At 67.1% G+C, this 18,124-nt stretch carries 14 protein-coding genes; 5 read left to right on the top strand and 9 right to left on the bottom strand.

Annotated elements, in window-relative coordinates:
* Nucleotides 1-51 precede the first annotated feature (51 nt).
* Both ACQR1H_RS23665 and ACQR1H_RS23660 read left to right on the top strand, forming a co-directional pair.
* Nucleotides 52-297, top strand: a complete 246-nt coding sequence (locus ACQR1H_RS23665; RefSeq protein WP_316177639.1) for a hypothetical protein — start codon at nucleotides 52-54, stop codon at nucleotides 295-297.
* A gap of 32 nt (nucleotides 298-329) precedes the next feature.
* The gene (locus ACQR1H_RS23660; RefSeq protein ID WP_315803337.1) at nucleotides 330-578 is read left to right on the top strand and encodes a GCG_CRPN prefix-to-repeats domain-containing protein; all 249 of its coding nucleotides are present in this window, start codon (nucleotides 330-332) and stop codon (nucleotides 576-578) included.
* A gap of 28 nt (nucleotides 579-606) precedes the next feature.
* Here the strand turns inward: ACQR1H_RS23660 and ACQR1H_RS23655 are convergent, their stop codons facing one another.
* The 6 genes from ACQR1H_RS23655 to ACQR1H_RS23630 form a co-directional block, all read right to left on the bottom strand.
* Nucleotides 607-1,044 (bottom strand): DUF5413 family protein, encoded by a 438-nt coding sequence (locus ACQR1H_RS23655; RefSeq protein ID WP_434881283.1) that lies wholly within the window; start codon nucleotides 1,042-1,044, stop codon nucleotides 607-609.
* 54 nt (nucleotides 1,045-1,098) lie between these two features.
* Nucleotides 1,099-2,748 (bottom strand): hypothetical protein, encoded by a 1,650-nt coding sequence (locus tag ACQR1H_RS23650; protein WP_434840268.1) that lies wholly within the window; start codon nucleotides 2,746-2,748, stop codon nucleotides 1,099-1,101.
* Nucleotides 2,749-2,784: 36 nt separating this feature from the next.
* The gene (locus tag ACQR1H_RS23645) at nucleotides 2,785-4,077 is read right to left on the bottom strand and encodes an adenylosuccinate synthase (protein ID WP_315803334.1); all 1,293 of its coding nucleotides are present in this window, start codon (nucleotides 4,075-4,077) and stop codon (nucleotides 2,785-2,787) included.
* A 347-nt stretch (nucleotides 4,078-4,424) separates the two neighbouring features.
* The gene (locus ACQR1H_RS23640; protein WP_316237575.1) at nucleotides 4,425-5,108 is read right to left on the bottom strand and encodes an ABC transporter ATP-binding protein; all 684 of its coding nucleotides are present in this window, start codon (nucleotides 5,106-5,108) and stop codon (nucleotides 4,425-4,427) included.
* Entirely contained in the window at nucleotides 5,101-6,327 is a 1,227-nt protein-coding gene (locus ACQR1H_RS23635) for an ABC transporter permease (protein ID WP_316217474.1), read from the bottom strand. Before ACQR1H_RS23635 ends, ACQR1H_RS23640 begins: the two co-directional genes overlap by 8 nt.
* The gene (locus ACQR1H_RS23630; RefSeq protein ID WP_434908262.1) at nucleotides 6,324-7,592 is read right to left on the bottom strand and encodes an efflux RND transporter periplasmic adaptor subunit; all 1,269 of its coding nucleotides are present in this window, start codon (nucleotides 7,590-7,592) and stop codon (nucleotides 6,324-6,326) included. The genes ACQR1H_RS23635 and ACQR1H_RS23630 overlap by 4 nt, the downstream gene beginning before the upstream one ends.
* A 210-nt stretch (nucleotides 7,593-7,802) precedes the next feature.
* Here ACQR1H_RS23630 and mgtA point away from each other — a divergent pair, with 210 nt between their 5' ends.
* The 3 genes from mgtA to ACQR1H_RS23615 all read left to right on the top strand — a co-directional run bounded on the left by mgtA (nucleotide 7,803) and on the right by ACQR1H_RS23615 (nucleotide 12,482).
* Complete coding sequence (mgtA, locus tag ACQR1H_RS23625) at nucleotides 7,803-10,364, top strand: magnesium-translocating P-type ATPase (RefSeq protein ID WP_315803330.1); 2,562 nt, start codon at nucleotides 7,803-7,805, stop codon at nucleotides 10,362-10,364.
* Between the two features lie 147 nt (nucleotides 10,365-10,511).
* Nucleotides 10,512-11,435, top strand: coding sequence for a DMT family transporter (locus ACQR1H_RS23620; RefSeq protein ID WP_434908261.1), 924 nt, complete (start codon nucleotides 10,512-10,514; stop codon nucleotides 11,433-11,435).
* A 114-nt stretch (nucleotides 11,436-11,549) separates the two neighbouring features.
* Nucleotides 11,550-12,482, top strand: a complete 933-nt coding sequence (locus ACQR1H_RS23615) for a DMT family transporter (protein WP_316177627.1) — start codon at nucleotides 11,550-11,552, stop codon at nucleotides 12,480-12,482.
* A 24-nt stretch (nucleotides 12,483-12,506) separates the two neighbouring features.
* Here the strand turns inward: ACQR1H_RS23615 and ACQR1H_RS23610 are convergent, their stop codons facing one another.
* The 3 genes from ACQR1H_RS23610 to ACQR1H_RS23600 all read right to left on the bottom strand — a co-directional run bounded on the left by ACQR1H_RS23610 (nucleotide 12,507) and on the right by ACQR1H_RS23600 (nucleotide 17,965).
* Nucleotides 12,507-14,192, bottom strand: coding sequence for a methyl-accepting chemotaxis protein (locus ACQR1H_RS23610; RefSeq protein ID WP_434908260.1), 1,686 nt, complete (start codon nucleotides 14,190-14,192; stop codon nucleotides 12,507-12,509).
* Between the two features lie 118 nt (nucleotides 14,193-14,310).
* Nucleotides 14,311-16,167, bottom strand: a complete 1,857-nt coding sequence (gene ftsH / locus ACQR1H_RS23605) for an ATP-dependent zinc metalloprotease FtsH (RefSeq protein WP_434899481.1) — start codon at nucleotides 16,165-16,167, stop codon at nucleotides 14,311-14,313.
* Between the two features lie 130 nt (nucleotides 16,168-16,297).
* On the bottom strand, nucleotides 16,298-17,965 hold the full coding sequence (locus tag ACQR1H_RS23600) for a mucoidy inhibitor MuiA family protein (RefSeq protein ID WP_434908344.1): 1,668 nt from the start codon (nucleotides 17,963-17,965) through the stop codon (nucleotides 16,298-16,300).
* Between the last annotated feature and the right edge of the window lie 159 nt (nucleotides 17,966-18,124).

The following is an 18,124-nucleotide window of genomic DNA, read 5'->3' as shown; positions in this document are numbered from 1 at the left end:
GCGGCCTGCATCCTCCAAGTCGAACAGCCATGAGTCCGAGGAGAGATTGAAATGACCATGTCTTCCGCGGCCCGCAAGCTCGGCCTCGGCGCCGCCCTCGCGGGTTGCATCGGGATCGGCTACGCGCTCGGCGCGCAGCCGCACATGACCGCGACCGTCACCATGCTGCAATCGGCGCGAGCCGAGCTGGCTCAGGCGACACCGAACAAGGGCGGCCATCGCGAACGCGCGCTGGGGCTGATCGATCAGGCCATCACCGAGGTGCGTGCCGGCATCGCGTTCGCGGCGGGCGGCTGACCAATTCGCAAATCAAACCAGGGAGACCATCGATGCGAACCATCCTCACCAGCACGCTCCTGTTGGGAATTCTGACCGTCGGCGCATCTGCGATGCCGCTGGCTTCGATCGACGCTGGATCCAAGCCGGAGGTGATCCAGGTCGCCGGCGGCTGCGGCCCCGGCTGGCACCGCGGTCCGTATGGCGGATGCCTGCGCAACTATGCCAATCCGGCGGCGCACGCCTGCCCGCGCGGCTTTCACATCGGCCCCGGCGGCCGCTGCCGCGGCAACGGCAGGTAGGGACGAGCTGCTCGTGTGTTCAGCTTGCTTACGCAGTCGGCGGCTCGGTGGCGACCGCCGGCTGCGGCTCCTCGACGAATTTGTGCACCAGCCACGATGACACCGTCGCCGGGATGAAGCCGACCAGCCCGTACAGGATCCACTGGATGATGCCGTATTCGGAGCCGTGCGAGGCGTAGTTGAAGGCCGCGAGCAGGAAGGCGATGGCTCCCACCAGCAGCATCCGCAACGTCGGCCCGATGCGCCTGACGTGGAACAGGATGTCGTCGATCGCGCACATCATCAGCGCCGGCAGGAAGCCGAACAGATAGCTGTATTGCAGCGAGGTGACGAAGACCTTGAACAGCTTGGCCACTTCGCCCGGATTGGTGTTGGTCCAATAGCCGGACATGTAGGTCGTGACCAGGAGCAGCGCGAAGCCGCCCAGCGCCGGGCCTACGGCAACGAAGATGAGATATCGCTTCATGCCCAATCTCCTGCCTCACCGGCCCGCCGATCGGGCCAAGCCCGTGCTGATTCCTCAGTCACCCCACAGCGCGAAAGCGTCGTTGAAGGCGCGCTCGCCCGGGGCGCCCTTCTCGATCGCGATGATCGCCCGGCGCTGATTGGTGTAGACCAAGGGAACGTCGAACCAGGAGCGCTCCTTGAGGAGCTGCACGTTGCGGGCGCGATCGGCATCGACGTTGGACAGGCCGACCAGGAAGAAGCCGTCGGTGACCTTGACCGCGAGGCCCGCCAGCGGCGTTCCGCGCGACTGTTCGTTGGACTTCATCAGGATGCCTGGCACGTTGCCGACGCCGCCGCCGTTGAAATCCTGCGGCAGGATGAAAGTGAGCTCGGCGGTGTGGCTCGCCGGCAGCGACGTGTCGGTGTTGCGGCGGAACGACATCGTCATCTTGAACTTGCGATCCGGAATCTCGATGTCGGCGCGCACCGCGATGTCGGCCTTCTGCGTGGCCGTCGCCTTGATCTGCTCGGTGCGCCAGACCACCGAGCCGATATATTGCTTGCCCTTCGGATCGGACGGATCCTCGTCATACAGCACGACGCGCTGCGCGACCGGCGCGATCTGGTCCGAGGACGGCGACTGCCCGACGCGGTCGGTGATCTTCGGCTTGCTCAGCGGCGCGCCGGTGTCCTTCGGCGCCTCGACCGTCGAGGAAGATTTGAACAGGCCGTTGACCATGCCGACCAGCGGCCGGCCCCACAGAATTCCGGCGCCGATCAGGATCAGCACGATCCCGGCGGCGATGGCGGCCTTGAACGGAAAGGTCGAGCCGCTGCGCTCCGACTTCTTCTTGCCCTCGCGATCCGGAGCGGCGCCACGCTGGCGGGTCGAGGTGGCCGGCAGCGCGTAGCGCTCGGCCTCCTGGACCGACTCGTCATAGGAGTACGGCGCTTCGGGCAGCGGCGGCCGGTCATCGTCGTCGCCCTCGAGCCGGTCGAGATCGGTGGCCGGAACGTTGGCGTAGGTCTTGCGCGCCGCGCGGTTGGCCTGAGCGGTGGCCTTGCCGAGATCGTCGACATCAGCGGTGATGTCGCGGAAGCCGCGCATGGCGGGCGGCGTTGCCGGATTGCCGTTGTCCTGAGCACCGCGGCGAGCGGCAGCCGGACGTTCGCGCACGGGAGGCGCCGCCCCATCCTGTGGAGGCGTTTGAGGCGGCTGGGGCCGCGGTGGCACGGCTGGTGCGCCAGCCGCAGCCGGCGGCCCTTCCGGTCGCTGATTGCGCGCCGGCCGCAGCTCGGCCGTCTCGCCGCCGAGCGGCGGGCGCTCGGCCCGGGCAGCGGCCGGGGCCGCCGGTCGTGGCCGGGGAGCGGCAGTGGCGGCCTGGTCTGGAGTCGGAGTGGGCTGAGCCGAGGGGGGGGCCGGAGCATCCGAACTCCGCGCACCGGCCCGCCGGAGCGCATCACCTGGGCGGGCAGCGCCACTGGACGCCCGCTGCGCCTCGCGGGCACGCTGGGCTGCTTCCGCCTCGACCTTGCGCACGGCCTCCTCGAGCGACAGCCGCTCGCGCGTGATCTCGGACTCGCTGAGCGGCGGCTGGACGCTGCGCAGCTGCGCGATCAACGCCGCCCGCGCCCGCTCGTAAAGCGCACGCCGGCTTTCCCCGGGAGCGTTGGGGTCCAATCCGGCAATGGCACGGGCTATCAGCGGGTAGTAGTCGGCCATATCAACTCAATTCGCGCGCTCAGCTGTCGGGTCCCCTCACGCCTCGAAGGGATTCTGGACCAGAATAGTATCCTCGCGTTCGGGGCTGGTGGAAAGCAGCGCGATCGGGCAACCCACCAGTTCCTCGATGCGCCGGACGTATTTGATGGCCTGAGCCGGCAGATCGGCCCAGGAGCGCGCGTTCGCCGTCGGCTGCTTCCAGCCTTCGATCGTCTCGTAGATCGGTTCGACCCTGGACTGCGCGCCCTCACCTGCCGGAAAATGATCGATCTCCTTGCCGTCCAGCCTGTAGCCGGTACAGACCTCGATGGTGTCGAAACCATCGAGAATGTCCAGCTTGGTCAGCGCAAGACCGTTAATGCCGCAGGTCCGCACCGCCTGGCGAACCAGCACCGCATCGAACCAGCCGCAACGACGCGGCCGGCCGGTATTCGTTCCGAATTCGCGGCCGCGCTCGCCGATCTTGCGGCCGGTCTCGTTGTCCTGCTCGGTCGGAAACGGCCCCTGTCCGACGCGGGTCGTGTAGGCCTTGCACAGGCCGAGCACGTAGCCGATCGCGCCCGGTCCGAGGCCGGCGCCGGTCGCCGCCTGCGCCGCCACCGTGTTGGACGAGGTCACGTAAGGGTAGGTGCCGTGGTCGACGTCGAGCAGCGCACCCTGGGCGCCCTCGAACAGCATGCGCTTGCCTTCGCGGCGCTTGATGTCGAGCAGCCGCCACACGGTCTCCGCGTAGGGCAGCAGCTTCGGCGCCAGCGCCGTCAGCTCGCGCAGGATCTGCTGGCCGTCGATCGGCTCGAGGCCGAGACCCCGGCGCAACGCGTTGTGATGGGCGAGCAGGCGATCGATCTTGTGCGGCAGCGTATCGAGATCGGCGAGGTCCATCAGCCGGATCGCGCGGCGGCCGACCTTGTCCTCATAGGCCGGGCCGATGCCGCGGCGGGTGGTGCCGATCGCGGTCGCCGCGCTCGCGGACTCGCGCAGCGCGTCGAGCTCGCGGTGCAGCGGCAGGATCAAGGTGACGTTCTCGGCAACGCGCAGATTGTCCGGGCTGATGGCGACGCCCTGCGACTGGAGCTTGCCGACCTCGTCGAGAAAGGCCTGCGGATCGAACACGACGCCATTGCCGATCACCGACAGCTTGCCGGTGCGCAGCACGCCCGACGGCAGCAGCGCCAGCTTGTAGGTCGCGCCGTTGATGACGAGGGTATGACCGGCATTATGGCCGCCCTGGAAGCGCACGACGATGTCGGCCTGCTCCGACAGCCAGTCGACGATCTTGCCCTTCCCCTCGTCACCCCATTGGGCGCCGACGACGACCACGTTAGCCATTCGCAGCTCTTTCCTCTGCCAAGATCCAAAACAGCACGATCGGTTCGGACGAAATCGCTTCCGATGCGGGGCCAGCCTGGCCAACCATGCGCCCAGCCCAAATCGCGGCCAGGACCGCTCGCTTGCGAGGCGATCCACCGGATAAAGGAAGCCGCCGGGCTAGGCAAGCGAGAACGGGCCTTCGGAGCACACAACAGCGCCACCAAGCCTTTGATAAGCCCCAAAATTTCAAGCCGCCCCGGCTGCGGATCGGGCGACCCGGCCGTGCGCTTCTGGCGGCGCATCGAGCCGGGCAGTTCCATTGAGCACCCGAACGGCGGCGAATCTACGATCGAAGCGGCCCGCGCTCAGCTCTGGATGCGGCCGTCGACAACCTCGATGATGCGATCGCAGCGCCGGGCCAGATCAAGGTTGTGGGTGACGAGCAGGAAGCTCGTGCCGACCGTCCGATTGACGTCGCGCATCAGGCCAAAGACCGCCTCGGCAGACTTGGTGTCGAGGTTGCCGGTCGGCTCGTCCGCCAGGACCAGATCGGGGTTCATCGCGAGCGCCCGCGCCACCGCGACGCGCTGCTGCTGGCCGCCCGACATGTTGCTCGCGAGATGGTCGGCGAATTTCGCCAGCCCGACCTGGTCGAGCAGCTTCGAGGCCTGCGCCTCGATCTCGGGACCCGGGAAGCCGCGATCGACCAGCAGCGGCATCATCACGTTCTCCTTGGCCGTGAAGGCGGAGATCAGGAGATGAGACTGAAAGATGAAACCGATGGTATGGCCGCGCAGATGGGTGAGCTCGGTATCATTGAGCGATGCCGTATCCTGGCCCTTGATCGTCAGCCGGCCGGAGGTCGGCCGGTCCAAGAGACCGACGATGTTCAGCAGAGTGCTCTTGCCGGAGCCGGACGGGCCGATCAGTGCGACGAACTCGCCGCGGTCGACCTCGATGTCGATATCGTGCAGCACCTCGGTCTCGGTCGACAGCCCGACATTGTAGGCCTTGCAGACCTTCTCCAGTCGCAGCAGGACCTCAGCCACGGATCGCCACCACCGGATCGAGCTTGGCCGCGCGCAGCGCCGGCGCGGTCGCGGCGAGCAGGCCCGTCACCGTCGCGAGCAGGGCCGTGATGACGAACAATCGGCGTTCGAGGATCAACGGAAACAACTCCGAGCCATCGGCCTGGCGCTGCACCGCATGCCAATAGATCAGCGCACCCGCGCCCATCGCCGCGCCGAACAGCGAGCCGACGAAGCCGAGCAGCCCGCCCTGCAGCAGGAACACGCGCAATATCTGTCCGCGCGAGGTGCCCATCGCACGCAGGATCCCGATCTCCTTGGAACGCTGGATTACCGAGACGATCAGCACAGCGGCGATGCCGAACGCGACCGAGAGCGCGACGAAGACGCGGATCAGCGTGTTGGATGTCGCCTGCGCGCGCACCGCGGTGAAGAACTGGGCATTGGTCTTGATCCAGCTGTCGGCCTTGACGCGATTGGCGGCCTGGATGCGCTGCGCAATGTCCTCAGCGGCATAGATGTCCCGTACCGTCATGTCGATCGTGGTGACGCCGCCGACCATGCCGAGCAGCGACTGCGCCGTGCGCAGCGCGACATAGGCGGAGCGCTGATTGGCGCCCTTGCTGCCGAGGTCGACGAGGCCAGTCACGATCAGCACGCGGTTGGCGCCGGAGGCGGCCTGAATGTTGAGCTTGTCGCCGACGATGGCGCCGAGATCCCTGGCGAGCTCGGTGCCGATGATGATGTCCTCGCTGGTCAGGCGCGGCTCGCCGGCGACGATGTAGTCCGGCACGCGCACGATTCTGAAGTAGCTCTCCGGCTCGATGCCGGACAGCGTCACGGCGCGGCTGGCGTCGCCGCGAATGGCGAGGGCGGAGCCGGAGATGGTCGGCGACACCGCCGAGATCTCCGGCATCGCCAGCATCTGATTGCGGATCTTCGGCCATTGATCGATCGAGATCACGCGCTGGCTCGGACGCTGCACGATGGCATCCTCGATCACGCCATTGTCGTTGCGCAGGGGACGCGCAACCTGATCCGGCGTCAGCAGCTGGATCTGCGGCTGCGAGGTCAGCACGCGCTTGATGAAATTGGCCTCGAGGCCCGCCAGCATCGCCGACATGAACACGATGACGCCGACGCCGATCGCGATGCCGCCGATGATGAACAAGGTCTGCAGCCGGCCCTCGCGCAGGAAGCGTACCGCCGCGATCCACTCGAAGGGCAGCCAGCGGTTCACGGCAGCACCGGACGGAAGCGCTGGCCGGTCAGGATGCCGGAACTCTGGGGCACGGCGATGTCACCGGCATTCAAGCCGTCGACGATCTCGACATGGCTGTTGCCGCGGATGCCGACGCGCACCGGCTGCTTGGCGGCGCGGCCGTCCTTCACCCCGAGCACCCAGGGCTGTCCCGAGGTGATGTCGTGAACCGAGCGCACCGGCAGCTCCAGCGTATCCTTGCGGGAGGCGACCTCGATGTCGACAGACACCGTCATGTCCTGGCGCAGATAGTCGGGCGGGTCCTTGACGATCAGCTTGACCTGGACGGACGCGCGGGAAATATCGATGCCGGGGTTGATGTAGCTGACCACGGCGGGGAAGCGCTTGTCGGGATAGGCATCGGCCGACGCCAGCGCCGTCTGGCCGAGCGCCAGCTTGCCGAGATTGCGCTCGTCGATCTGCAGGACGAGCTGGAGATCGCCGGCAGGTGCCAGGACGAGCAGCATCTTGCCGGGTTGCGCCACGGTGCCGCGCTCGACACTGCGCGTGATCAGCACGCCGTCGCGTGGCGCCGAGATCGTCGCATAGCCGAGACGCGACTGCGCGGTGTCGAGATTGGCGCGCGCCTGGTTCAGCTGCGTCTCGGCCATGACGTAGTCGCTGCCGCCGGGGCTCGCCGTGAAGACCTGGAATTCGGCGGCACGCTTCTGCGCCAGCGCAACGTCGAGCGTCTTCTGGGCCTCGTCGAGCGCCGCGCGCGTCGCATAGCCGTTGCCGGTCAGCTGCGACGTCCGGTCATAGGTCTGCTGGGCATTGAGCAAGGTCGCCTGCACCTGGCGCAACGCCTCCTTCGCCGACGGCAAGGTCAGCTCGGCGAGCTGGCGCATCCGCGCCTCGGCCTGCGCCACCTGCCCTTGTGCCTGCACCACCGCAGCCTTCAGCTCGCGCGACTCCAGCGAGATCAGCGGCTGGCCCTTGGTGACATGCTGGCCTTCCAGCACCAGCACCTCCTCGACCGTGCCGGTGATCTGGCTGCCGATCTCGACGCGGAACGGCGTCTCGACGTGACCGCTGGCAACGACCGTCTCGACGAGGTCGCCGCGCCGGACCTGATCGACGACGATGGCAGGCCCAAGCATGACGCGGACGCTTTGCCAGCCGCCAAGGCCGAGTAGCACGATGATGGCGAGAGCGAACCAGCGATGCGCCCAGACCGCCGCCAGGACGGTCGGACCAACGGCGGCTTTCGTGGGGGATGGGAGAGCTGCGGCTTGTTCGGCCATGGTCCTCAATACAAACTCGTCAATGCGAATGATGCCCGGCGACGGGCGCCATCCATTCCTCGGGTGCGGCCGTCAGCCCGCGGCGCATTGCCCGCAAAGCTAGGGGATCGCGGCAGCAGGATGTTGCGCTAGGTCAACCGGCGCACGATCCTTCATGCAAATCAGACAAGATGACCATCACCAATCATCCACGAACATGAACGGATGCATGTGAGCACCGATACGAGCCCCGGCCTGCACCGGTTCTGGCGGCTGTCGCCTGCGCAGGCAGCCGCAGCGCTGGGCTGCGACCTGAACGGCCTCGGCGGGGCCGACGCCGGGCAGCGGCTGCAACGCTACGGCCGGAATGCCGACTCCCCATCCCATGTCGTGGGGCCGATGCGCGCCGTGCTTCGCCGCCTGCTCGAGCCGCTATCGCTGATCCTGCTGGTGGCCGGCATCATCTCGATGGTGACGGGCGACGTGATCGGCGGCGCCATCATCGTCCTCATCCTCACGCTGTCGATCGGGCTCGATACGGTTCAGGAGGGGCATGCCGTCAAGGCGGCCGAGGAGCTCCGCCGCTCCGTGGCCCTGAAGGCCGAGGTCAAGCGGGACGGCGCCTATCGCGAGATCGACGTCGACGCCGTCGTTCCCGGAGACATCCTGCGCGTCCGCGCGGGCGACATCGTTCCTGCCGATGCGCTGATCATCGAAAGCAAGGCCTTCACTGCCGGCGAGGCGGCGCTGACGGGAGAGCCCTATCCCGTGACGAAACAGGCCGGCATTCCCAGCGATGAGAACGACACGTCGAATGTGCTGTTTCGCGGCTCAGTGGCCCAGACCGGAGAGGCCGTCGCGATCGTCGTCAACACCGGGCCGAACACGATGTTCGGCGCTGCCGCCTCGGCGCTGGCCGAAGCGCAGGCCCGCACGCCGTTCGAGCGCGACCTGCACGAATTCGGCCTCGTCATCGCGCGGCTGACGCTGGCCCTGGTCGTGATCGTGCTCACGGTGCGCGTCGTATTCGGACGCGATGTGCTCGACTCTCTGCTGTTCTCGGTGGCGCTGGCCGTCGGACTGACGCCCGAGCTGCTGCCGATGATCACGACCGTGACGCTGTCGCGCGGCGCGCTCCGCATGGCCAAGCGCAAGGTGATCGTGAAGCGGCTCGCGGCGATCCATGATCTCGGCGCGATGTCGGTGCTGTGCACCGACAAGACGGGAACATTGACCTCAGCCGAGATCACGCTGGCCCGAAGCATCGCGCCCGACGGCAGCGACGACCCGCGAGCCGCGGAGCTCGGCGCGATCGCTGCCGCACTCGGCGGTGATCGTGGTTCGCTCGACACCGCGCTCATCGCCGGCGCGGACCTTGAGGTGGCAGGATGGACCCTGGGCGGACAGCAGACCTTCGACTTCTCGCGCCGGCTCGGCTCGGTGCTGGCGATCCGCGGGGCAGAACAGATCCTGATCGTGAAGGGCGCGCCGGAGGCGGTGATCGAACTGTGCACGCAGCAGCGGCAGGGCAGCACCGTCGCGCCGCTCGACGACAGCGGCCGCACCGACATGCGCGAGCGCGTCCACGCGCTGGCGCGCGAGGGCCTGCGCACGGTCGCCATCGCGTCAAGGCCCTGGACCGGCGTGCCGCGCGAGATCGAGACCGATGACGAGCAGGAGCTGATCTTCGAGGGTCTGTGCGCGTTCGCCGATCCGCCCAAGCCGACCGCAGCCGCGGCCATCGCGCAGCTTGCGCGCGCCGGCATCGCGCTGAAGATCCTGTCCGGCGACGATCCGGTCGTGGTCAAGCGACTGGCCGGGCTGGTCGGGCTGAGAGCGGATCGCGTGCTGTCCGGCAGCGACATCGCCGAGCTCAGCGACGATGCGCTTGCGGTGCAGGTGCGTTCGGCCGATGCGTTCGGCCGGCTCGCCCCCGATCAGAAATCGCGCATCGTCAAGGCGCTGCAGGCCTCGGACCACGTCGTCGGCTTCCTGGGTGACGGCATCAACGACGCGCCGGCACTGAAGGTGGCCGACATCGGCCTGTCGGTCGACGGGGCGACCGGCGTGGCGCAATCGGCCGCCGACATGATCCTGCTCGCCTCCGATCTCGAGGTGGTCGCCGACGGCGTGGAGGAAGGACGGCGCACCTTCGCCAACATCCTGAAATACGTGCGGATGGGCGCGAGCTCGAATTTCGGCAACATGCTGTCGATGGCGGTCGCCTCGATCATGCTGCCGTTCCTGCCGATGCTGCCGACGCAGATCCTGCTCAACAACCTGCTCTACGATCTCTCCGAGCTCGGCATCCCGTTCGATCGTGTGAGTCCGCAGGCCACCGCGCGGCCGCAGCGCTGGGACATGAAGCGGCTGCTGCGCTTTGCCGCGATCATGGGCCCGCTGTCATCGCTGTTCGATTTTCTCACCTTCGGCGCACTGCTGTATTTGTTCCATGCGACGCCCGACGAGTTCCGGACCGCCTGGTTCCTCGAATCGATGGCGACCCAGATCCTCGTCATCTTCATCATCCGGACCAACGGACGGCCATGGAGCAACCGCGCCGATCCGATGCTGACGGCGTCGTCACTGACTGCGCTCGCCGTCGCGCTGGTCGTGCCCTTCACCCCGGCCGGCGCCTGGTTCGGCTTCGTTGCGCCGCCTGCCATCGTCTTGGCCGCCATCGCCGCTCTCGTCATCGTCTATCTGCTGAGTGCGGAGCGTCTCAAATCCGTCGCGGTCCAATCCGGACCCCGGCGACGGCACCGTGGACATGCCCCGCATGCCGGCTCCTGAAGACGATCATCGCTGCATGGTCGCGATGCATCTGCCCTCTTGATAGGCAGCGGCAATTGGTGTCTGTCGACCCAGCCGGGGAGAAACTTCGGCCTGGGATCGCCGGGCCGATTGCCGCGGCGCATCAACCGGATCCAACAGCGCCGCATGTCTGCCGCCGATCGCACCGCGTCCACCGCGCCCGGCTGGATCGCCAACCAGCCCTACGTATTGCTGAGCATCACGGCGCTGTGCTGGGCCGGCAACTCGATCGTCGGCCGGCTCGCCGCCGGCCACATCCCGCCGGTGACGTTGTCGTTCCTGCGCTGGTCGTTGGCTTTCCTGCTGATCCTGCCGCTCGCCTGGAAACAGCTGCGCCAGGACTGGCCCGCGATCCGGTCGCGGCTCGGCATCATGATCGCATTGTCCGTGACGGGCATCGGCGCCTTCAACACGCTGCAATACTGGTCGCTCGAATATACGCAGGCCCTCAACACCCTGCTGCTGCAGTCGGCTGGTCCGCTCATCGTGGCAATCTGGTCGATGCTGCTGCTGCGCGTGCACCTGACCCTGGCGCAGGCGATCGGCATCGTGCTGTCAATGGCCGGCGTGCTGCTCATCCTGACGCGCGGCCACCCCGCGGCACTCGCCGACGTCAACTTCAACAAGGGCGACCTGATCTTCCTCGTCGCGATGACGGTGTTCGGCTTCTACTCGGTCCTGACGCTCAAGCGCCCGCAGATCCACGGCCTGTCGATGGTCGCTTTCACCTTCGGCTGCGGTGCCGCCAGCCTGATTCCGCTGCTGATCTGGGAGCTCAACGTGCGACCGGTCATGGCGTTCGACGCGCAGAACCTGCTCTCGCTGCTCTACGTCGCGATCTTTCCATCGACGATCGCCTATCTCTGCTTCAATCGCGGCGTGCTCCTGATCGGCGCCAACCGCGCCGCGCCGTTCTTTCACGTGGTGCCGGTGTTCGGCTCGATCATGGCCTTCGTGTTCCTCGGCGAGCAGCCGCAGATCTTCCACGTGATCGGCTTTGCCCTGGTGCTGGCCGGCGTGTTCGTGGCGTCGCGCAAACAGGCAACGTGAGACGCTGTTCCCGGGCGACGGCGCCTGCATGGCACCAATCCCCGGCGGCGCATTGCGCAGCGCCGCGATTTGGCCCACCTTGCGTCCTCCCCCCGCCAGAGCGTCCCGCCTCCCTTGCCCGCCGACGACATCAAGCCATCATCGCCGCTCGCCTGGCTCAACAACCAGCCTTACGTGCTGCTCACGCTGGCTTCGCTGTTCTGGGCCGGCAACATCGTGCTCGCGCGCTACGTCGCCGGGCACGTGCCGCCGCTGACGCTGTCGTGCATCCGCTGGATCGGGACCTTCCTGATGCTGTGGCCGTTCGCACGCACGCACCTGGCGCGCGACTGGCGCACGCTGCTCGCGCACTGGCCGCTTCTGCTGCTGCTGGCGCTGACCGGATTCGCGATCAACAACGCGCTGTCCTATTGGGCCATGCAATACACCCAGGCGCTCAACGGGCTGCTGATCCAATCGTCGACGCCGCTGTTCGTGGCGCTGTGGTCGTTGCTGCTGTTCGGCGTCAGGCTGAGCCTGGCCCAGTTCGCAGGCATCGCGATGTCGCTGAGCGGCGTGCTGGTGATCCTGACGCGCGGCGATCTCGGTGCGCTCGCGGGCATCCAGTTCAACCGCGGCGACCTGATGTTCGCGGGCGCATTGCTGGTGTTCGGCCTCTACTCCGCCGCCATGACGCGGCGGCCGGCGGTGCACCAGTTGTCGCTGATCTCGTCCTGCACGGCGCTCGGCGCCGTTCTGCTGCTGCCGCTGGCGGTCTGGGAATATTCCTCCGGGTTCGTGCTCGCGCCCGACCTGCTCTCGATCGCGACGCTCGGCTACGTCGTCGTCTTCGCCTCGACGCTGGCCTATCTGTTCTTCAACCGCGGCATCAGCCTGATCGGACCGAACCGCGCCGCGCCGTTCCTGCACCTGGTCCCGTTGTTCGGCTCGGTGCTGGCGATCCTGCTGCTCGGCGAGGAGCTCAGGCTGTTCCACCTCATGGGCTATGCGCTGGTCATCGCGGGCGTGATCATCGCCTCGCGCACGGGCGGCCCCAAGATGGCCTGAGCGTGGGGTCCGTTCCAAGCCGCCTCAGGCCGTTCGCACCTTTGCCATGAAGCCATCGACGGCCTGCTGCAGCAGGCCCGACTGGCTGTCGAGCTCACGTGCGCTCGACAGCACTTCCGAGGCGGCCATGCCCGTCGCTTCCGCCGCCTTGGTGACGCCGCCGATATGGGCGCTGATCTCGTTGGAGCCGGCCGCGACCGACTGGATGTTGCGCGCGATCTCGCGCGTCGCGTCGCCCTGCTGCGCGATCGAGGTCGAGATCGAATTGGTGATCTCGCTCATCTGCGCGATGGTCTGGGTGATGCCGCTGATGGCGGTGACCGCATCCTGCGTCGAGGTCTGCATCGCCGCGACCTGCGCCGAGATCTCCTCGGTCGCCTTCGCCGTCTGGTTGGCGAGCGCCTTCACCTCCGAAGCGACGACCGCAAAGCCTTTGCCGGATTCGCCAGCGCGGGCGGCTTCGATCGTGGCGTTCAGCGCCAGCAGGTTGGTCTGCGCCGCGATCGAATGGATCAGCTTGACGACCTCGCCGATCTTCTCAGCACCGGTCGACAGCACCTGAACGGTGGCGTTGGTGCGCTCCGCGTCGCCCACGGCTTTGCTCGCGATCTCGCTGGAGCGGGCGACCTGGCGCGAAATCTCGTTGACCGAGCTCGACAGCTCCTCGGCCGCGGCGGCGACCGTGCCGACATTGTCGCTGGCGCTCTGGGTGGCGGCGCTGACGGTCGAAGCGCGCGAGCTGGCATCGCTCGCGGTCGAGGTCATCGACTGCGCGGTGTGCTGCATGCCCTCGGCCGCCGACGCCACCGAGCGGACGATGCCATTGACGCTGCGCTCGAAGTCGGCTGCGAGGTTCTGCATGGCCGCGGTCCGCTCGGCGGCCGCGCGCTGCTGGGTGGCGGCCTCGGCCTGCTCGAGCTCGCGCATCCGCAGCGCGTTGTCCTTGAAGATCTGGACGGTCGCGGCCATCCCGCCGATCTCGTCGCCGCGGCCGACACCGGGAATCTCGCCCTCGAGCCGGCCGTCGGCGATCTCGCGCATGCGGACGCCGAGACGATCGAGCGGCACGCTGATGCTGCGGCTGATCAGCCAGGCGATCCCGCCGGCGACGACCGCGATGCCTGCGCAGGCCATCCAGATCAGCCATTTCAACGGCTTCATCTTCGCGTCGAGATCGTCGACATAGACGCCGGTGCCCACGAACGTATTCCAGCCGGGAATCATCACCGCATAGGAGATCTTGCGGGTCGGCTGCTCCTGACCGGGACGCAGATATTCGTAGTGCAAGGTGACTTCGCCATCCTTGGCAACGCCGTCGCGCAGCTCGACGACGAGCTTGCGGCCGTTGAGCTCGAAATCGATCACGTTCGAGCCGCGCTGCTTCGGATCCTGGGACAGCACCACATTGCCGTCCATCGTATAGGCGAACAGATAGCCCGTGCCCTTGTCGAAGGTCATCGTTCTCCCGCGATCGACGAACTCGTCGAGCGCAGCCTCCTTCGTCAATTTGCCGGCTTCGACATCCTTGATGAGGCCGAGGGCCATGTTACGCGCGGTCTCGACGATCGCCCGGCACTGTTCGATGCGGGCATTGACCATCTCCTTTTGCATCAGAGTGCCGGCAAACGTACCGGCCGCGGCAAGGCCCAGCATCGCGACGCCGACGACGATGGCGAGCTTGGGGGCAATCTTCAGGTTGTTCAGCAGCACGCAAAGAACTCCGCCCGGTCCCCGATCGACGGCCTCGATCTGTCAAGGTGAGCTGCCGGTTAACTGATCAGGTGATGGTTAGAGTTCGGTTGCGAACGCGCCCCCGTAGAAACCCGGATCAGCTCGGGACAACGGCATCCGGGGCCGGCGCCGCGGCGGAGGCGGGCCGCAATGGCGCGAACTCCTCGGCGGTCAGCGTCTCCTTGGCGATCAGGAGGGCGACGCCGCGCTCGAGGTCCGGGCGATGGCTTTCGAGAATCGCCCTGGCACGGGCATCGCCGTCTGCGATCAGATCCCGCACCGCGAGGTCGATCTCGCGCCCGGTCTCCTCGGCCGCCGACACGATCTGATCCTGCGGCTGCAGGAACGAGATCTGTGGACGCGGCGCGTAAGTGCGCTGCCCGACAGTCGCATCCATCCCGTATTTGGTGACCATCTCGATGGCGATCTCGGTCGCGCGCTGCAGATCGTCGGCGGCGCCGGTCGACACGTCGCCGTCGAAGATCAACTGCTCCGAGGCGCGGCCGCCCATCAGGACGGCGATGCGGTTCTTCAGCTCGCTGACCGCGAGCAGAAAGCGATCCTCGGTCGGGCGCTGCATCGTGTAGCCGAGCGCGCCGACGCCGCGCGGAATGATCGAGACCTTCTGCACCGGATCGACGCCGACGAGATTGGCCGCGACCAGCGCGTGGCCCATCTCGTGATAGGCGACACGGCGGCGCTCGGCGGGACTGAGCACGCGGCTCTTCTTCTCGATGCCGGCGACGATGCGCTCGATCGCCATCGTGAAATCGTCGAACGTCACCTCGTGACCCTTGCGGCGGGTCGCCGCGATCGCCGCCTCGTTGATCAGGTTGGCGAGGTCGGCGCCGGTGAAGCCGGCCGTCAGTGCCGCGACCTTGTCGAGATCGACGCTGTCGGCGACCGTGATCTTGCGGACATGCACCTTGAGAATTGCGAGCCGCCCGCCCCTGTCAGGACGGTCGACCAGCACCTGGCGATCGAAGCGGCCGGCGCGCATGAGCGCGGGATCGAGGATCTCCGGCCGATTGGTGGCGGCGAGCAGGATGACGCCGGAGCTTGGGTCGAAGCCGTCGAGCTCCGCCAGCAATTGATTGAGCGTCTGCTCCTTCTCATCGTAGCCGCCGAGTTGGCCACCCGCGGTTCGGCTGCGGCCGAGCGCGTCGAGCTCATCGATGAAGATGATGCAAGGCGCGGCCTTGCGGGCCTGCTCGAACAGATCGCGCACGCGGGCAGCGCCGACGCCGACGAACATCTCCACGAACTCGGATCCGGAGATCGAGAAGAACGCCACCCCCGCTTCGCCCGCCACCGCGCGCGCGAGCAGGGTCTTGCCGGTGCCGGGCGGGCCGACCAGCAGGATGCCCTTGGGGACGTGTGCGCCGAGCCGGCCATAGCTCTTCGGATCCTTCAGGAACTGCACGACCTCCTGCAGCTCGAACTTGGCCTCGTCGACCCCTGCGACATCGGCAAAGGTGACCTTGGTGTCGGTCTCGACATAGACCTTGGCGCGCGACTTGCCGATCGACATCAGACCGCCGAAGCCTTGGCGGTCCATCACCTTGCGGCCGAGGAACACCCAGATGAGATAGAACATCAGCGCCGGCACGACCCAGGACAGCAGCGTCTGGATCAGCCCGCCCGAGGGCACGCCGGTCACCTTCACGCCCTTCGCGGCGAGCTTCTCGGCCAGCGGCGGATCGACGCGCGCGGTGATGAACGACGTCTTGCCGTCGGACTGCTTGTCCTTGAACTTGCCCTGGATGGTGTCCTGGCTGACCGACACCTCGGAGATCTTGCCCTGCTCGATCAATTGCTCGAACTGGCTGTATGGAATGGTCTCGACCGTGTTGTAGGTCGTCAGCAGCCACTGCAGCAGCAGCATGCCGACGCCGGCGAGGAAGATGTAGCCGACGGCGACGGCCTGCTTGCGGGTGTTCGGGTCGGATTCCATGTCGGCGCTCTCGGTCGAGATCGATCACGGCCGGACAGGACGTGATCAACGGGGTTCCACTCGCGCATAACAGGACCGGGACCGGGCGGCTTGTCATGGATCAAGCGGCACCAGTCCCCCCGCCCGGCACTCAGCCCGACGGCTGCATCACGATCGACTTGTCCTTCGGCCAGCGCACGCGCCAGGCGAAGGCGATATCCTTGGTCTCGCCGGGTTTGGCGTCGATCACCCATTCGACGACGCCACGCCGGTCGCGGACGTTGGTCGAGACCGGCGGCGTGGTCGCAGGAAGCATCTCGACCGTGATCTCTTCGTTCTCGCTGACCGGCAGCTGATCCTGGATCGCGACCTTGACCGGGAAATCATGCGCGTTGCGGACCGTCGTCTTGAAGGCGCGCTCGTCGATCTTCGCCGTCGTCACGATCAGGCCGGCCGAGCCTTCGTTGCGCTTGACGACACTACGCTCGACCTTGACCTCGTCGTCGGCCCCGAAGCCGAGACGAACGGGCTCATCCTTGCCCGCGGCGGCCAATTTGCTGGTGCCGACGAACATGCCGTCGCGATAGATCGAGACCTTGCCCGGCAGCAGCGGCGCGTCCTCCGCCTGTGGGAAGCTCGCTTCGAGATAGGCGGTGGGATCGATGACGGGCGCGGAACGGATCGTCAGTTCGGGCGTGATCGTCGCGGTGGAGATGCGCAGGCTCTTCGCGCCATCATTGGCACCGACGCTGACGCGTCCGGGAAGACGGAAGACGGTCTGGAAGGCGCTGATCTCCGCGACCGTCTGCTGCTCGACGGCCTTGTCCGCGACATCTCCGAACATCGTCCCTCCGTTAAAGCGAAACTCCTGCCGGCTCTCCATGAGTCCTCGTGCCGCGCTCACGGCGGCCGGCTTCGGCGCTGGCGGTGGCGGCGGCGGATATTGCGCGATGATCGTCCTGAGTTCGGGCGCACTGCCGCCGCGTCCGGTCCGCACCGTCGAAACCGTGAGCGCGACCTCGGGCCAGTCCTCGCCGGTGGCCTGCTGGATCTCGGCGCGTCGCACCAGCTCGAGAGCCGGTTTGTGGTCCTTCGCCGACGTGTCAAGACGCGCGTCATAGAGCGGCACCCAGCGGGCATTGCGCACCGCGTAGGTCACGCGCAAGGTCGCCTTGGTCGCTGCCGCCGCCGACAATTCGATCCGCACCTCCAGCTTGCTCGGGGGCTTCGTCGTGAGATTGTCCTGCAGGCGCGCGATCTCGCGATCGATGTCGCGCTGCTTGCGCTCCGCATCACGGATCGCCGCGTCGGCCTGTCCGACCTCGTCGGCAACGGCGGCGAACGCGGCACGCCATTCCGTGATCGGACGCGCCTCGCCCTTCTCGCCGAGCCCGGCCGGCGATGCCTCGGCAAAACGCTCGGCAAATTTCTTGCGCGCAACAGCCGCTGCAATCGCGCCGTCGAGATTGGCACGCTCGTCCTGCAGCGCTTCGATGCGCTTGTCGATGTCGGGCAGGTTGACGGGCGGCGCCGCACGCGGCGGCTTGGCGTCGACGGTGCCGATCACGAGCTTGGTGCCGGCCTCGCCTTCCACGCGCAGCGAGGACGCATCGAGGCCGAGCGGGAAGTCCTTGGCGATCGCGGTGCTGTCACCTGCGGGAAGGTCGAGCGAGATGACCCGGGTCACCGTCGCGCCATCCGGATAGACCGTCACGGCATCGACAGTGGAGGTCGTATCGACGTTTGCCGCATGGCCGGGCACCGCCGTCAGCGCAGCACCCAGGACGAGACCCGTGGCAAGCAGGCCCTTGTTTCGCATGGTCATCACTTTCTCCGCAGCCCAACGCCCACGGGACCGGGTCAGCCGGTCCTTCATCGGGCGTTAGACGCAGGGAAAGAAAGCCGGGTTCAATCGACGGCTTGAAGGGCCGGTCGCTCGATGGCCCTTCAGAGTCGCAACGGCGACAGGGCCAGAGGC

This window comes from Bradyrhizobium sp. HKCCYLRH2015 (assembly GCF_051168215.1).
In the GTDB taxonomy this organism is placed as follows: Bacteria; Pseudomonadota; Alphaproteobacteria; order Rhizobiales; family Xanthobacteraceae; genus Bradyrhizobium.
Note: the sequence above shows the minus strand (reverse complement) of the source record. Positions and strands in the feature narration are given on the sequence as shown.

Coding starts and splice junctions, on each gene's coding strand:
- ACQR1H_RS23665 (WP_316177639.1), top strand. CDS start 52: ATGACCATGTCTTCCGCGGCCCGCAAGCTCGGCCTCGGCGCCGCCCTC.
- ACQR1H_RS23660 (WP_315803337.1), top strand. CDS start 330: ATGCGAACCATCCTCACCAGCACGCTCCTGTTGGGAATTCTGACCGTC.
- ACQR1H_RS23655 (WP_434881283.1), bottom strand. CDS start 1,044: ATGAAGCGATATCTCATCTTCGTTGCCGTAGGCCCGGCGCTGGGCGGC.
- ACQR1H_RS23650 (WP_434840268.1), bottom strand. CDS start 2,748: ATGGCCGACTACTACCCGCTGATAGCCCGTGCCATTGCCGGATTGGAC.
- ACQR1H_RS23645 (WP_315803334.1), bottom strand. CDS start 4,077: ATGGCTAACGTGGTCGTCGTCGGCGCCCAATGGGGTGACGAGGGGAAG.
- ACQR1H_RS23630 (WP_434908262.1), bottom strand. CDS start 7,592: ATGGCCGAACAAGCCGCAGCTCTCCCATCCCCCACGAAAGCCGCCGTT.
- ACQR1H_RS23620 (WP_434908261.1), top strand. CDS start 10,512: ATGTCTGCCGCCGATCGCACCGCGTCCACCGCGCCCGGCTGGATCGCC.
- ftsH (WP_434899481.1), bottom strand. CDS start 16,167: ATGGAATCCGACCCGAACACCCGCAAGCAGGCCGTCGCCGTCGGCTAC.
- ACQR1H_RS23600 (WP_434908344.1), bottom strand. CDS start 17,965: ATGCGAAACAAGGGCCTGCTTGCCACGGGTCTCGTCCTGGGTGCTGCG.